13 protein-coding genes are annotated in these 14569 nt (G+C 58.8%); 5 read left to right on the plus strand and 8 right to left on the minus strand.

The window, feature by feature from the left end; genetic code table 11:
- Nucleotides 1-95 precede the first annotated feature (95 nt).
- Nucleotides 96-947 carry a putative RNA methyltransferase gene (locus tag Q674_RS26140; protein WP_023008265.1) on the plus strand — a complete coding sequence of 284 codons (852 nt, stop codon included), beginning with the start codon at nucleotides 96-98 and terminating at the stop codon, nucleotides 945-947.
- On the opposite strand, the gene Q674_RS26145 is transcribed toward Q674_RS26140, so the two are convergent.
- The 3 genes from Q674_RS26145 to Q674_RS26155 form a co-directional block, all read right to left on the minus strand.
- Complete coding sequence (locus tag Q674_RS26145; RefSeq protein ID WP_023008266.1) at nucleotides 929-1675, minus strand: DUF3581 family protein; 747 nt, start codon at nucleotides 1673-1675, stop codon at nucleotides 929-931. The two genes, Q674_RS26140 and Q674_RS26145, sit on opposite strands and share 19 nt — an antisense overlap.
- 193 nt (nucleotides 1676-1868) lie before the next feature.
- A complete protein-coding gene (locus Q674_RS26150; protein WP_011784828.1) occupies nucleotides 1869-2075 on the minus strand; it encodes a cold-shock protein in 207 nt (68 codons plus the stop codon).
- A gap of 246 nt (nucleotides 2076-2321) precedes the next feature.
- Nucleotides 2322-3194 (minus strand): LysR family transcriptional regulator ArgP, encoded by an 873-nt coding sequence (locus Q674_RS26155; protein ID WP_023008267.1) that lies wholly within the window; start codon nucleotides 3192-3194, stop codon nucleotides 2322-2324.
- A gap of 89 nt (nucleotides 3195-3283) precedes the next feature.
- On the opposite strand from Q674_RS26155, the gene Q674_RS26160 reads away from it, so the two are divergent.
- From Q674_RS26160 to Q674_RS26175, 4 genes are all read left to right on the plus strand, one after another.
- Nucleotides 3284-3889, plus strand: coding sequence for a LysE/ArgO family amino acid transporter (locus Q674_RS26160; protein ID WP_023008268.1), 606 nt, complete (start codon nucleotides 3284-3286; stop codon nucleotides 3887-3889).
- Between the two features lie 122 nt (nucleotides 3890-4011).
- Nucleotides 4012-5166, plus strand: a complete 1155-nt coding sequence (locus Q674_RS26165) for an efflux RND transporter periplasmic adaptor subunit (RefSeq protein ID WP_023008269.1) — start codon at nucleotides 4012-4014, stop codon at nucleotides 5164-5166.
- Complete coding sequence (locus tag Q674_RS26170; protein ID WP_023008270.1) at nucleotides 5163-7097, plus strand: MacB family efflux pump subunit; 1935 nt, start codon at nucleotides 5163-5165, stop codon at nucleotides 7095-7097. Before Q674_RS26165 ends, Q674_RS26170 begins: the two co-directional genes overlap by 4 nt.
- A gap of 4 nt (nucleotides 7098-7101) precedes the next feature.
- On the plus strand, nucleotides 7102-8547 hold the full coding sequence (locus tag Q674_RS26175) for an efflux transporter outer membrane subunit (RefSeq protein ID WP_023008271.1): 1446 nt from the start codon (nucleotides 7102-7104) through the stop codon (nucleotides 8545-8547).
- Here Q674_RS26175 and Q674_RS26180 read toward each other — a convergent pair.
- From Q674_RS26180 to Q674_RS26200, 5 genes are all read right to left on the minus strand, one after another.
- Nucleotides 8495-9289: an RES family NAD+ phosphorylase gene (locus tag Q674_RS26180; RefSeq protein WP_023008272.1), complete on the minus strand. Its 795-nt coding sequence runs from the start codon at nucleotides 9287-9289 to the stop codon at nucleotides 8495-8497. The genes Q674_RS26175 and Q674_RS26180 overlap by 53 nt on opposite strands.
- The gene (locus Q674_RS26185; protein ID WP_023008273.1) at nucleotides 9286-9651 is read right to left on the minus strand and encodes an MbcA/ParS/Xre antitoxin family protein; all 366 of its coding nucleotides are present in this window, start codon (nucleotides 9649-9651) and stop codon (nucleotides 9286-9288) included. The genes Q674_RS26180 and Q674_RS26185 overlap by 4 nt, the downstream gene beginning before the upstream one ends.
- A 66-nt stretch (nucleotides 9652-9717) precedes the next feature.
- The gene (locus Q674_RS26190; RefSeq protein ID WP_023008274.1) at nucleotides 9718-11277 is read right to left on the minus strand and encodes an FGGY-family carbohydrate kinase; all 1560 of its coding nucleotides are present in this window, start codon (nucleotides 11275-11277) and stop codon (nucleotides 9718-9720) included.
- Nucleotides 11270-12868 (minus strand): glycerol-3-phosphate dehydrogenase/oxidase, encoded by a 1599-nt coding sequence (locus Q674_RS26195; RefSeq protein WP_023008275.1) that lies wholly within the window; start codon nucleotides 12866-12868, stop codon nucleotides 11270-11272. Before Q674_RS26195 ends, Q674_RS26190 begins: the two co-directional genes overlap by 8 nt.
- A gap of 7 nt (nucleotides 12869-12875) precedes the next feature.
- Entirely contained in the window at nucleotides 12876-14480 is a 1605-nt protein-coding gene (locus Q674_RS26200) for an FAD-binding oxidoreductase (RefSeq protein ID WP_023008276.1), read from the minus strand.
- Between the last annotated feature and the right edge of the window lie 89 nt (nucleotides 14481-14569).

The following is a 14569-nucleotide window of genomic DNA, read 5'->3' on the forward strand; positions in this document are numbered from 1 at the left end:
TTCACAACAAGAATAGGAAGCCATTCCTCCGTTTGCGAGCCTGATGGGATATTCCTTGTTAGAATACGCCGGCATTTCCAACGTTTGGACGCTCAGTGAACACCACTCCCTTTGAATCCCTCGCCTGTCCGCTCGACGGCAATCCGCTGCAGCGGGAAGACAAAGTCTGGCGCTGTCCACAGGGCCATAGCTTCGATATTGCCCGCCAGGGCTACGTAAATTTGCTGCCAGTTCAGAAAAAGCGCTCGAAAGAACCCGGTGACAGCAAAGCCATGGTGGCCGCGCGCCAGCGCTTTCTGGAGGTGGGATACTATCGCCCGATTGCGGATGCCGTGTCGGCGGCAATCCTGAACGACGCTGCCACGGGCAGCGAACTCAGTTGCCTGGATGCCGGCTGTGGTGAGGGCTATTATTTGCGCCAACTAGCGTCCCAGGAGGGCGAAATCTCACTATCGTTGCTCGGACTGGACATTTCCAAGTGGGCGGTGCTGGCGGCGGCGCGCATGGAAAAACGCGCAGGTTGGGTGGTTGGCAGCAATGCCAATCTGCCGGTGTTACCAGCTTCAGTCGACCATGTGCTTTGCCTTTTCGGGTTTCCGGTGTATCCGGAGTTTGCGCGGGTTTTAAGGCCAGGTGGGCGACTGGTACAGGTAGACGCCGGGCAGGATCATCTGAGGGAATTGCGGGAGATTGTCTATCCGGAAGTTCGCGCAGACTCCCGTAAAGTGGCTCCGGTACCGGAGGGATTTCGGCGAATCGGCACTCAGGACTTACGCTTTACAGTGCATCTCGAAGGCGCCGAGCCCATTGCCGATTTATTGGCAATGACTCCACACCTCTACCGGGCGAGTGCGGAAGGCAGGGCACGGGCTGCGGCGCTGAAAACGTTATCGGTAACTGTGGATGTCTGCCTGCAAACGTTTGAGCGTTATAATCCTGCCGGCTGATCAGCGCTTTCCATCCCCCAGCGGGTGCCTCTCGCCTTGAGCCGGTAAAATTCCTTGATGATGCCGGCCATGGCCTCAGGGCAGTACTCCCGAAGGCCGCCCAGTACCAGCCGCTTGGCAACCTCGCCTACGGTTTTGCCGGAAGACTGCAGGTTGTATTCAAGCGTTACGTTGCCGCGTTTACCCGCAACTTCCAGATCCGCGTTGTTCAGTTCGAGGTCTGGGTGAGGATTCTCCAGCTGTGTGAGAGCCAGGCTCATGCTCTCATACATCACCATTGGCCGGTCGGGATTGAACATCACCCCGTGTGATTCCATCAAGGGCTTGAGCGTGTGCGGAAAGTTTTTCCCGGACGCCGCAACATAGCACCGACTGAACTCTTCAATCACTTTTTCATCCCGGGTTACCGCGCCTTTACGGGTAACTTCCAGGTAGACCTTACCGGCTTCGTCGACAACTTGGATGGCTTCGCCATTGTCGCTTTCGCGGAACTCAAGAGGAACCTCGGCACCAAGCAGGTTACGGAACTTGAAGGTCATATTTTCTGAGAGCCCGAAACGGGACACCACAATGGTGAACAGCAGGTCGCCGGGCACGCAAAAACGACGGGCGTCCGGATCGTGGATCGGATTGAAGTCCCCGGCGATCTCTTTGGCAAAGTAGCTGGCCTGGGGTGCGGAAATCACAATACGTCCGTCCTGGACGGAATAGAACTGTTCAGAAAACATGGTGGGCCTTTTCTGGTTTGCTGAGCCTCGAGGGCCTGGGGAGTGAATTCACCCGAGCGGGCATTATAGGCCTTAGCGTGGCTCAAGGTGAGCCCGACCATGGTACTAATAAGGATGAATACGGACTAACACGGAAATTCAGGCAACAAAAAAGGCAGCCGAAGCTGCCTTTTTGATCGTACTGGGCTGTTATTTACAGACCAACTACGTTTTCCGCCTGAGGACCTTTCTGGCCCTGAGTCACGGTGAATTCAACCTGCTGGCCTTCTGCCAGAGTCTTGAAGCCGCCGCCCTGAATGGCGCTGTAGTGAACGAAAACGTCCGGGCCGCCTTCACGAGTGATAAAGCCGAAGCCTTTGGATTCGTTGAAGAACTTAACAGTACCGGTAACAGTAGACATATTTTACTATCCTGAATTCAATCATTTAATGTGCTGCCTGGTCTCGTTGTGAGGGCAGGTCAGCGGTGTGCGGAAACATAAAAACTGGCGTGATCAAAAACAGGACGAACACTACTTATAACAACAGGGATGCGTCTTATTGATGAATGCTTTGCTAAATCTTTCCAACGACGGCCACTGTACTCCTGTCTCGATGGTTTGCATAGCTATTTTTTCTAGGCAGATACCCTGATCACCGGAAACCACTCAAACCAACTCGCTCGAATCCTGCAGTTTGCGCGTTAACCGGGACATCAGCTCCCCACCGTGACGCCAGAAGTGCCAGTAAAGAGGAACTTCCAGGCCGCTGCCCGGGGAGATACTAACCAGTCGATTTGCCTCGATATGCTCCCGGGCCTGAATTTCTGGAATCATTCCATAACCCATGCCGGTCAGCGCAAGCTTTACGAAGCCCTCGGATGAAGGGCACAGGTGGTGCGGAAATTTGCCCTGATAGCCCACCTGGGCCAGGAACCGATGCTGGAGTTGATCGTTGGGCCCAAACACAATGGCGGGCGCGGATTGCAGGCTCGCGTTGTTCAGCCCGTCCGGAAAAAAGCGGCGGCTATAGTCCGGTGTGGCCAATGGCTGATACGTCATCACTCCCAGCGGTATGCACCGGGCGCCGGCAACCGGCTGAGGGCTGCTGCAAAGGCAGGCGGCTACATCGCCCTCGCGCATGCGCCGCAATCCGACGTCCTGGTCTTCTACCACCATGTCCAGAAGTATTCCCTCTTCGGTACAGAAGTCGCCGACGGCAGAGGCCCACCAGGTTGCGAGGCTGTCCGCATTGAGCGCGACGCGGAATCGAGTGGCTGGTTCGGCCAGGGAGGGAATGGAACTGGTCAGGTCGCGTTCCAGCAGGCGCACCTGATGAACATGATTGAGTAATCTCTGGCCTGCGGGCGTTGCTCTTGGGTTTTGGCTTCGCACCAGCACAGGCTGGCCAAGCCTGACTTCAAGTGTACGAATTCGCTGAGAAATGGCGGACTGGCTGATGCCCAGCATGTCGCCGGCTTTGTCAAAACCGCCGGCGTCGACCACGGCCGCAAGGGCTTCCAGCAATTTGTAGTCAAGCATAAGAAAAACTTATCAGGTATTAACAGGATGAATTTCAAGTATAGCGGTAACGGGGTAGGCTTTCGCCATTAATCATAAGGAGTGCCGTGGTGTTTGAGAGTTATCTGACAGGCCTGGTTGTGTGTGGCGGCATCATCGTGGCTATTGGTGCCCAGAATGCCTACGTTCTCAGTCAGGCCATTCGTCGCGAACACCATTGGTGGTCGGCCGGTTTGTGTATGACCTCGGATATCCTGCTGTTCACTCTGGGCATGTTTGGTGTGAGTGCGGCACTGATGGCCATGCCCGAGGCGCTGGACGTGCTCAGATGGCTGGGCGTTGGGTTCCTCGGTTTGCTGGCAGGACAGGCGTTCTATCGGGTTCTGAAGGGGAGGGCGTCACTGGCGGCAGGGGAAGCTCGGCGCAGCACCGTCAAAGGCGTGATCCTGACAACCTTGGCTGTCACCTTGCTGAATCCCCAGGTTTACCTGGATACGTTACTGTTAATTCCAGCAGTGGGAGCCCAGCAATCGGATCCGGCCACGTTTGTGGCGGGTGCCAGCAGCGCGTCGGTGCTCTGGTTCGGCGCGCTGGCCTGGGCCGGTTCCCGGCTGGCGCCCTGGTTGGCCAGGCCTGCGGCGTGGCGTGTGATTGACGGTGTTATCGGCCTGATGATGGCTGCGATTGCTATTCAGCTCGCTGCAGGAGGGCTGTAATATATCCTCTTTGCGCCTGAGATCGTTCGTGTAAAGGTTTCGCAAAACCCTGGTCCCCGGCTTCTTTTTCCCGTATCAGTTCTCTATGGTTCGGTCTGATTTGAACTCGTGGAGATATCTGAATGGCCTCTGCTACCCGTGCCGGGCATCGCTGGCTGAAGTGGGTTGGATTTCTGGTTGTACTGTGCGCTTTGGCTTTCGCTGCCTATTGGTATGCCCGCAACGGTAACGGCAATGAGCCGGCGTTGAATACCGTGGCGGTGAGCCGAGGGGACATCCAGAATCTGGTTTCGGCCACCGGCGTGCTTGAACCGAGTAATTATGTGGATGTGGGTGCACAGGTTTCCGGTCAGCTGGAGCTGATTCACGTAAGAGTGGGCCAACCCGTTAGCACTGGCGATCTGCTGGCGGAAATCGACCCTACCGTGTATGTGGCGAAAGTGGATGCCACCCGCGCCCTGCTGAAGAACCAGCAGGCCCAGTTAGCCGATCGCAAGGCCCAGCTGCGGCTGGCGGAGATCCAGTTCCAGCGCCAGCAGAACCTCTCGCGCGAAGACGCGACCACACGGGAATCCCTGCAGACTGCCGAAGCATCGTTAGCGTCCGCCCGGGCGCAGTTGGCCATGCTTGAAGCCCAGATTGAACAGACCTCCTCTACACTGCGGGCCGAAGAAGCCAATCTGGGTTATGCACGAATCTATGCGCCGATGGACGGGGCCGTGGTGTCCATTGAAGCCCGCCAGGGACAAACCCTGAACGCCAGTCAGACCGCGCCGTTGCTTATGCGCATTGCCAACCTGAGCACCATGCGGGTGCGTGCCCAGGTGTCCGAGGCCGACGTGGGCAAGCTGCAACCGGGCATGCGGGTGTACTTCACCACACTCGGCGATGCCGAGCATAAGCTCTACGGAGAGTTGCAGTACATTGAGCCAACTCCCGAAGTAACCAACAACGTGGTGCTCTACAACGCCCTGTTTACGGTCGATAACCAGGAGGGACGGTTGCTGCCCCAGATGACCGCCCAGGTGTTCTTTATTCAGGACGAAGCGCTGGACGTATTGCGGGTGCCAGTCAGTGCGGTGGCGAGAAACCAGGTCAAGGTCCTGGATGCAAAGGGGCAGCCACAGATTCGGGACATCGAAACCGGCATCAGCAACCGGGTATACGTGGAGGTGCGGTCCGGGGTGAGCGAGGGCGATCAGGTGGTGCTCGCAAACCGTGATCCACGGGCCGCTCAGGGTGAGGGCAGATCTGCCTTTCGGGGTATGCTGAGATGAGCCCCCGGCCGTTGATTGAGCTTCAAGGCATTACCCGATCCTTTGGTGAGGGTGAACTGGCGGTTCCGGTACTCAAGGGCATTGACCTGAAGATCTGGCCCGGTGAGTTTGTGGCCATTATGGGGCCATCGGGCTCCGGCAAGTCTACCCTGATGAACATCCTTGGCTGTCTGGATCAGCCAAGCGCTGGCCAGTACCGATTCAATGGCAGGGACGTATCCGCCCTGGACCGGGACGAACTGGCACTGCTTCGGCGTGACGCCTTTGGTTTTGTATTCCAGAGTTACAACCTGCTGCCCGGGATGACTGCCCGTGAGAATGTGGAGATCCCCGCCATTTACGCCGGAATGGCGCCGGCCGAGCGGCACGCAAGGGCAGAACGGTTACTCACCGGGCTTGGGCTGGGCGAGCGTCTGTCGCACAGGCCGGCACAGTTGTCGGGTGGTCAGCAACAGCGAGTGTCTATTGCTCGGGCCCTGATGAACGGCGGCCAGTTGATCTTCGCAGACGAACCGACCGGTGCTCTGGACAGCAAGAGCAGCCAGGAGGTGATCCGGCTGTTAACCGATCTTTCTGAGCAGGGCCACACCATTATCCTGATCACCCACGACCCCGATGTGGCAACCGTGGCTCGTCGGCAAATTCGCATTGCCGATGGTGAGATTGTTGAGGACACCGGCGCAGAAGTACCCTCGGTCCCGATGCCAGCAACCGACCAGAATGGCCGTCGCCGTTCCCGCCTTGGCGACTGGCAGGAAGCGCTGAAAAGCGCGGTGCGTTCCCTGCACAGTAACCTGTTTCGGACGGCGTTGACCCTGCTTGGCATCGTAATCGGGGTTGCCTCAGTGATCACCATGCTGGCGATCGGGGAGGGGGCCCGAAAGGATGTGGTCGACCGAATCAGCACCATGGGCAGTGATCTGCTGCTGGTGCGCCCCGGTGGGCCCGATCAGCGGGGTGGGCGCTGGAGCGTGACCACGCTGGTACCATCTGACTTCAAAGCAATCAATGAGATAGAGGGTGTTCTTGCAGCAATACCTGAACTGACTGGCGGCCAGACGCTGCGCTATTCCAACCGGGATCACTCGGCCGAGATCAATGCCACCTCCTTCCGCTTCCCGGTTGCCCGCCAGTGGCCTGTCGTTGAAGGCACCTTCTTCAGCGCCGAGGATGAAGCCAGCTATGCAGCTGTGGCGGTACTCGGCAAAACCACCGCCAACGCCCTGTTTCCCGACGAAAGCTCCCTCGGCAAACACCTGATGGTTAACAACGTGCTGTTTCAGGTGATCGGGGTTATGGATGAAAAGGGCGCGTCGCCCATGGGGCAGGATCAGGACGATGTGGTGTTTGTTCCCTACACCACGGGTAGCCTGCGCATCTTCGGGCAGACGCACCTGCGCAACATCACCGTGGCTGTGGCCGATATCGATCGTATGGATGAGATCGAAGCCCTCATCCACGACACTCTGATGGCCCGACACGGTATTGAGGACTTCACCATCCGCAACATGGCCTCACTGATTGAAACCATTTCGGAAACCCAGAATACGCTCACCTGGCTGCTGGGTTCCATTGCGGCTATTTCCCTGCTTGTGGGTGGCATCGGGGTGATGAATATCATGTTGGTAAGTGTCACCGAGCGTACTCGTGAGATTGGTATTCGCATGGCCACCGGTGCCCGGGCGTGGAATATCCTGCAGCAATTTCTGACTGAGGCCTGGCTGGTATCTGCCATTGGCGGGTTGATTGGCGTTGTCATCGGAATTGCCGCAACCCAGGTTATCGGCTCCCTGGGAACACCCATACATATGACGCTGCTACCCATGGCTCTGGCCTTCGGTTGCGCTTTCGCCACTGGCCTGCTGTTCGGGTTTCTGCCCGCCCGCAAGGCCGCCCATCTGGACCCGGTTCATGCCCTGGCCTCGGAGTAATGTTATGAGCGTTCGCCATATTGCACTGTTGTCGGTGTTGTTGACTGGGTGCGCGAGCTTTCAGCCGCAACCTATTGAGCAGCCGTTGAATCCGCCAGCCCAATGGCACACCGGGACTGACTCCAGCGAAGCTGTCAGCGACCGCTGGTGGAATACCTTCGATGATGAAGAGCTGAACCGTTTGGTAGACCGGGCACTCTTGAATAATCCGGACCTGGCAGCCACCGCACAGGCAGTGATTCAGGCAGACTTGCAGTTGCGCAATGCCGGAGCTGCCTTGTTGCCGTCTCTGGGTACCTCTGGAAGTACGGGAAAGCAGGCAAGCGAGGTCTCCGGTCAGGACCGTGTCACCAGTGGTTCGACCAGCCTGGGGCTGTCGTTTGACTACGAGCTGGATCTCTGGGGGCGCTTGTCTACCGCGGAAGCCGGGGCTCTTGCCGATTTCCAGGCTACAGGGTATGACTACGATACCGCGCGAATGACGCTGGTGGCCTCGGTAGCCACCACCTGGTTTGAGTGGCAGGAGTTGCAGCAGCGCGTGGATATTGCGCGCCGGAATCTGGAACTGGGGGAAAAGACACTGGCCCTGGTCGAGGCCCGGTATCGCAACGGTGTGGCCGATCGTTCGGAACTGTCCCGCCAGCAAACCTCGGTTCTGAACCTGAAGAATGCGGTGCCGCCACTGGAGTATCAGGCCCGGCAACGGTTAGCGGCCTTGCGGCTACTGACCGGGGATTATCCGTTTACGGAAGAGATTCCGGAGGCTGGGCTACTGGGGCTTCAAGTGCCGGAGATTAACCCGGAAACCCCGGCCAGCCTGGTGACCCGAAGACCCGACCTGGCGGCAGAGGAAGCGCGTCTGATGGCCGCCAGTGCTGACGTCGAGCAGGCCAGGGCGGCCTTGATGCCATCGGTGTCGCTCAGTGGCGCGGTTCGCCTCTCTACCAATAGCTTTGTAAGCCTGGCGGACCCACTGCAAACCGCCAATGGCCTGATTGCCCTCAGCCAGACTCTGTTTGATGGAGGCCAGCGTCGCAACAATGTTGCCATTTCGGAATCCCGGCGGGTGGCGTTGTTGGAGAATTACCGTGCCAGCCTGCTCTCGGCATTCCAGGAAGTCGGGGATGCACTCGACAGAGAAGCGCTGTACCTGGACCAGGAGCAGCGGTTACAGAGTATTTTGACTCAGGCGGAAGAGACTTTGCGGTTGACCGAAGTGCGTTACCGGGAAGGGGCAGATGACTTGCTCACCTTGCTGGAAAGCCAGCGAACCGTGTTTGACGCCCGCCAGCAGCTGAGCCGGGTGCGGTTGAATCGGCTGATTGCAGCGGTGGATCTGTACAAGGCGCTGGGAGGCGGCTGGCAGGCCGATCATCAGGAGAGAGAAACGGCAGAAGCTACGGCGCCGGCTGAGGCAGTTCCCCTTCGATCAGAAACTGGTTCAGGCTGAATTCGTAAACCTGTTTGCTGCCATCCGGTTCCGACAGGCTCATGGACACCTGGTTGGGCGACGTCACGGCAATCAGTTTTTGATAACTTCTGGGTGCGGCGTCCCGGAACACGCTGGCATTAAACAAGGCCACATTGACGCCCTCAACGCCGTTGTCCGAATGGAATGGAAGCTCATAGAGGCCTGCCTGCAGAGCGCGGGCTGAGAGAAACTGGAAGGCGCCGACTTGCAGGCTACGCATGTCGGTACCCATGGCCTGGCTTTCCCGGTAGCTGACTGGATCTGCCAGCGTAAGGTGCAGATCCTGCCAGTGTTCAGACTGTAGCCGGACACCTCGTTCCGTGCGGAATCGGGCGCTGAAAACCGTATGCAAGGTGGTTAACGGGCGCTTGAACGGGATTTTCAGGTGGCTCATGAACACAAACCGGTAAAACGCGGTTTCCGCCAGGGCGGTGGGAATGGCCATGGCTCCGTAGAACAGGCTTGGTTCGAAACTGCGGCCAAAACGTGAGCCGTATTTCAGGGGCGGGTAGCGGAACGGGGTGGTCAGCAGGTAATGGCGTTTTCGGGCCGTGCCGGGCACCGGTGGTTTGTTGCTTTCCAGCAATTCCTCCAGTCGATTCTGTTCCTGCATACTGTCTACGATGCGGGCCGTCGCGATGTCTTCCTGACTTTCCACCACCCGGAACAGGCTGCCTTGCAGCGGTGCGATGGATTGGGCAATCCGTTCCCGATAATTCAAATCCGCCCCCGCATGGCATCCAGGTAGTGAACCACCCGAACCAGGCCTTCCGTGCTCTGGATCATCTGTCTGGGTGTATCATCAAAATAGTGGTTGGGAGTGTTCAGCCAATGGGTCATGGCCTCCCGTTCACCGCCGGTCAGTGCATAGACGCTACGGTATAGCCGGATAAACAACAGTGCCAGTTCACCGGACTTACTGGCCGGGTCAATGCCGTCACGGGTCAAACCTGTGCGGTTGCGGCCAACCACGGCCGCGATTTCCGCTTGTGGCAAACCAAAGGCTTTGGCTGCGTTCAGCAGGGCTTTGGACAGCAGAGCTTTATCGCTGGTTTCCGGTGCTGCGCTAACCGCTTCTGACATGCCCTGACCTCCCGTGATGAATTTTCATCAGTATAGGCTCTATTGAATAAAATGTCACCATTGGGGTTAGCGCGGGTAGCCAGTAATCTCCCGGATCTTTTTGTACAGTGGTTGCAGGCGGGGATACATATCCTGATAAACCTCCCGGTAGAGACGTTGATAAAGCGCAGATGCTTCCGGGTTGGGCTCGAATACCCGGCCGGTTCTGGTCATAGCCCGTACCGCCGTGTCGAAATCCGGGTGTAATCCCAGCCCCACGGCGGCATCAATGGCTGCTCCCAGCCCGGAGGTTTCATAGGTATGCGGGCGTTCCGCCGGCAGGCCAAATATATCCGCCGTCAACTGCATGGCAGCATCACTCTGGGAGCCGCCGCCTGCTACTCGCAGCCGCTTGATAGCCTGGCCGCTGCGTTTCTCGATGCGTTCCTTGCCTTCCTTCAAGGCGTAGGCCAGCCCCTCCAGTATGGCCCGATAGACGTGAGCTCGTGTGTGCACGTCGCCAAAGCCGATAATGGAACCCTTGGCCTCCGGGCCAGGTTGACGCACGCCGGGGCTCCAGTAGGGCTGTAGCATCAAACCCATGGAGCCTGGCGGCACCGCAGTCACCAGTTCGTCAAACAGGGCTTCGGGTTCAATGCCTTTCTGTTCTGCCAGCTTTTGCTCACGCAGCCCGAATTCCCGTTTGAACCAGCTCACCATCCAGAAACCCCGATAGATCATGACTTCAGTGGAGTAGTGTCCGGGCAGGGCAGACGGATAAGGCGGCATGAACCGGGTGGGTTCCACGTAGCGGGCGTTGGTGGTGTTGATGGTGGCTGTGGTGCCATAGCTCATGCAGCCAGTCTCCGGAGACAGACCGCCGGAGCCGAGAATTTCGCAGGCTTTGTCCGATGCCGCGGCGATGACTGGCAAACCGGCGGGCAGGCCAAGGTGCGCTGCAGCCTCAGGCAACAGGGTTCCGATCTGCTCACCAGGTGGTATCAGTTCAGGCAGCATGCCCGGGGTCACCGGCATCACCTGCCATTTGAAATCCCGGGGGCCGGCCCAACGCTGGCGTTTATAATCAAAGGGCAGGTAGCCCACCTGGCTGCCGGTGGAATCCCGGAATTCACCGGTCAATCGATAGTTCAGATAGCCTGATAACAGAAGGTACTTGTGGGTTTTCGCCCAGATGTCCGGCTGATTCTGCGCAATCCAGTTCGCCTGGGTTTTTTCCCGGAAGCGGCTAATGGTGTCCTCCAGGCGGGCAAGCTTGAACAGCCAGCCCCAGGGGCCTTTCACCGGCCCATCCACCCGGGCATGCCGCTGATCCAGCCAGATAATGGCGGGCCGCAGGGGCTTGCCCTCACGATCAAGGTTGACCACCGTGCCGCGTTGCGTGGTGACGGTCACGCCCATCACCTGCTCCGGGCGGGCACTGGTGGTTTGCCAGAGTTGCTGGCAAGCAATGCCAAGGTTGTCCCAGAAATACTCCGGATGCTGTTCTGCCCAGCCGGGTTGCTCGGAAAAGTAAGGTTCGATTTCCTGTTTACCTTTGCCTAACAGGTTGCCCTGGGGGTCGAAAAGCAGGGCGCGGATGCTCTGGGTGCCGTTATCGATCGCCAGAATTAGTGGAGTCTCAGGCATCCCGGGCGTCCTCGCCCAGCGGGAGCTGGTATGCCTTACGGTAGGTCGTCAGGTACCGCTCTTGCTCCTGTTGCCAGCGGGCATCATCCCAGCCAAGCAGGCTCTGGCACCGTTTCCGGATGTCGGAAAGTAAACTGGCAGCCCCGTCAGGCAGGATCAGCCCCAGGCGGGTTCGCCGCAGCATCAAGTCATCCAGATGCAGAACCTGCTCTTTCTCACAAGCCCACTCCAGTTCGGCCCAGAGCAAACCGGTACCCGGGATTTCGGTGGCGTCACCGTTGTTCAACATAGCCTGGCGAGCCGGGCCGTAATAGCCGCCCAGGCGATGCCAGGTCAGTGCCGGCATGTCATCGGGCTTATGGTCTTTCGGTGTGGTCGCGAATACCGGTTGCTCGTCGCTCCGAAGCCGATCTTCATGTTGATCACCGAGGGCCACGGCCAACGCCTGTCGTGCCATCTGGCGGAAGGTTGTGAGCTTTCCGCCGGCGATGCTGATCAGGCCCTTGTCGTGTCGGATGGCGTGTTCCCGGTTTTCCCGGGACGGAGCTTTGTCTTCGCCGTCAGTGACCACAGGTCGAACGCCCGCCCAGGTGGACAGCACGTCGGCCCGTTCAATGGTCGCACCTGGGAATAAACGGGTAGCAATTTTCAGCAGATAATCGACTTCCCCACCGGTGATGCCCGGCTCCTGGTTCAGATCTTCGGCATGTTCGAGATCGGTCGTGCCCAGAACTGTGGCACCTGCCCACGGGAAGGCAAAAACTGGTCTTCGGTCATCCGGGTGCATCAGGGACACCGCGCAGGTCACCGGCAGCTTCTGCCAGGGGATTACCAGATGGCTGCCTCTGAGCGGTCGGATGGTGAGCGGGTTATCCGTCGCTGATTGTTTCTGTAACCGATCGGCCCAGGCGCCGGTGGCATTAATGACGCACCGGGTAAGGATTGTGATCTCGCCCTGTTCTGAGGCTTCCTCTGGGTTCAGGCGCAATCCGGAAACCTCACCATCACTGTCCCGGTTGATGGCGGTTGCGGTTACGTAGTTCAGGCACACGGCGCCATCGCGCGTGGCTTCGGCAATCAGCCTTTGAACCAGACGGGCATCGTCCGTCACCGCGTCGGTAAAGCGGCTGGAGGCGCGCAGGTTGTTGATGTTAAGGCCCGGCACCCAGTTCAGGGTTTCTGCCGGCGTATATTTCTGGTGGCTGCGGGTACCAGCCAGGCGGTCGTACATGGCCAGCAGCACCTGGAACAGGCCTGGGCCCGGGAAACTGCCTTTGTAGTGCGGCATCAGAAACGGGAGCGGGTCGACCAGTCCGGGTGCTTCCTGCATCATCCGTTCACGTTCGCGCACAGCATCTCGGGTTAGCCCAATGTGTCCGCTGGCCAGATAGCGAAGTCCACCATGGACCATCTTGGAGGAGCGGCTGGAGGTGCCCCAGGCGAAATCCTTCTGTTCCACCAGCAACGTCTTCAAGCCGCTGCCCGCGGCTTCCCGGGCAACGCCGGCGCCGGTAATACCGCCGCCGACCACTACCACATCGAAGGTCTGCGTTTCGCCTTTCAGGTTTTCCAGTGTCTGTTGTCGATCCATGAGCACCTCAATCCAGCAGAGTTTTGGGGTTCAGGCGCTGATCCGGGTCAAAGCTCTGGGTGAGCGAACGAATGGCGCGCATACCCAATTCGCCCTTTTCGATGGGGAGGAAGGGCGCATGATCCTTGCCTACGCCATGCTGGTGGCTGATCGTGCCCCGGTTGCGCACGATCAGGTCTGAGGTGGAGTTTTTCAGATGTTGCCAGCGGCTAAGGGTCTCGTCATAGCTATCCGCAACCCGGAAAACATAGGTTGTGTAGATGGAACAACCCTGGCCGTAAAAGTGGGACAGATGGGTAAAAACGTGGGTTCGCTCGTTCCTGCCTGCCAGCCCTTCCCGGAGGTTGGTTTCGATCCGGCTCATCAGGTGATCAACGTTGTCCCAGTCGGTTGCGGTTTCCAGGGTGTCCACGGCGTAGCCCATTTGCCACAGGGCTTCCCGCAGGTAGGGCATGGTGAAGCGTTTCTCCGCCCACTTGGCGCCGAGTTTGGTGCCGGTATAGACCCCTTTATGGTCGCTGCAGAATTTGCGGGCCTCCGTCAACGCTGAGCGGCATTGGGCTTTGCTGCCCGTTACGCCAAAGGTCATCATGCATTTGCCATTATCGGCGCCGCGGAAGGCCAGGAAACGCTCCAGCAGCCCGATCAGTTTCGGATGTCCGGCTAGCGCCAGCTGGGTTTCGGTTTCAATGGCATTGCTCAGCCGCAGCATGGAGAGCTGAACCCGGCTCTGAACCAGCTTGCGAGCGGCGGTTCTGGCCTGATCCCAGGTGGGAAAGAACACCACATGAAAGCTTTCCTGTTCCGGCAGGCGGCTGATGCGGGCTTTGACTTCGGTGATCAGCCCCAGACGGCCTTCAGAACCCAGGATCATTTCCCGCACATCCGGGCCGGCGCTGGAAGCCGGAATGGTGGGAATGGTCAGGGTACCTTGCAGGGTTTCAATCCGTCCGCCGGCGAACAGTTGCTCTATGCGGCCGTACCGCAGCGACTGCTGGCCACTGGAACGGGACGCCACCCAGCCGCCAATCGTGGAGAGTTCGAACGACTGGGGGAAGTGCCCCAGGGTGTAGCCATGGGCTCGCAGCTGGGATTCCACCAGCGGGCCGGGGGTGCCTGCTCCGAATGTGGCAATCTGGCTTTCCCGATCCAGATCCATCAGCCGGTTAAGATTCGCAAGGCTGACAGTCAGAACCGGCTTTCCCTGATTCACCGGGTTGATGTGGCCGGCCACGCTGGTACCGCCACCGTAGGGGATCAGGTGAATATCCTTGTCCTTCGCGTAACGGAGCAGGGCACGTACATCGGTGCTGGTATTCGGGAAAGCAACGCCATCAGGGAACTCGCCAATATCACCGCTACGCATGGCCAGCCAGTCTGGCAGGCTTTGGCCCCGGGCGTGTCGGACCCGGGTCTCCGGGCTGCGGTCGATCAGATCGTCAACCCGGGTATCGGAGGGCAACCGGGATTCCGGAACCTGCTCACAGGCTGCATCCAGTGTGATATCCGCCAGCGGCGAGCCGCTGCCTACACGGTCTGCCAGAAATGCCTGACCTTGCTCCGGTAATTCCAGTGAGAACTGATCGTCACCCCATCCATTCCAGCGTCGCATTCTGTACTGCTCCATCTTTTATCGAATTGCGGGCATTCTAACGGCTGGCCGGCCGTTACCAATGTCAGAGAGCGACAAGCGCACTGTCA

The sequence above is a fragment of the Marinobacter sp. EVN1 genome, from assembly GCF_000475375.1.
Lineage (GTDB): Bacteria > Pseudomonadota > Gammaproteobacteria > Pseudomonadales > Oleiphilaceae > Marinobacter > Marinobacter nauticus.

What these genes read in the sequence shown, in the direction of transcription:
- Q674_RS26145 (WP_023008266.1), bottom strand. Translation starts at nt 1,675, where the DNA reads ATGTTTTCTGAACAGTTCTATTCCGTCCAGGACGGACGTATTGTGATT.
- Q674_RS26150 (WP_011784828.1), bottom strand. Translation starts at nt 2,075, where the DNA reads ATGTCTACTGTTACCGGTACTGTTAAGTTCTTCAACGAATCCAAAGGC.
- Q674_RS26155 (WP_023008267.1), bottom strand. Translation starts at nt 3,194, where the DNA reads ATGCTTGACTACAAATTGCTGGAAGCCCTTGCGGCCGTGGTCGACGCC.
- Q674_RS26165 (WP_023008269.1), top strand. Translation starts at nt 4,012, where the DNA reads ATGGCCTCTGCTACCCGTGCCGGGCATCGCTGGCTGAAGTGGGTTGGA.
- Q674_RS26170 (WP_023008270.1), top strand. Translation starts at nt 5,163, where the DNA reads ATGAGCCCCCGGCCGTTGATTGAGCTTCAAGGCATTACCCGATCCTTT.
- Q674_RS26175 (WP_023008271.1), top strand. Translation starts at nt 7,102, where the DNA reads ATGAGCGTTCGCCATATTGCACTGTTGTCGGTGTTGTTGACTGGGTGC.
- Q674_RS26185 (WP_023008273.1), bottom strand. Translation starts at nt 9,651, where the DNA reads ATGTCAGAAGCGGTTAGCGCAGCACCGGAAACCAGCGATAAAGCTCTG.
- Q674_RS26190 (WP_023008274.1), bottom strand. Translation starts at nt 11,277, where the DNA reads ATGCCTGAGACTCCACTAATTCTGGCGATCGATAACGGCACCCAGAGC.
- Q674_RS26195 (WP_023008275.1), bottom strand. Translation starts at nt 12,868, where the DNA reads ATGGATCGACAACAGACACTGGAAAACCTGAAAGGCGAAACGCAGACC.
- Q674_RS26200 (WP_023008276.1), bottom strand. Translation starts at nt 14,480, where the DNA reads ATGCGACGCTGGAATGGATGGGGTGACGATCAGTTCTCACTGGAATTA.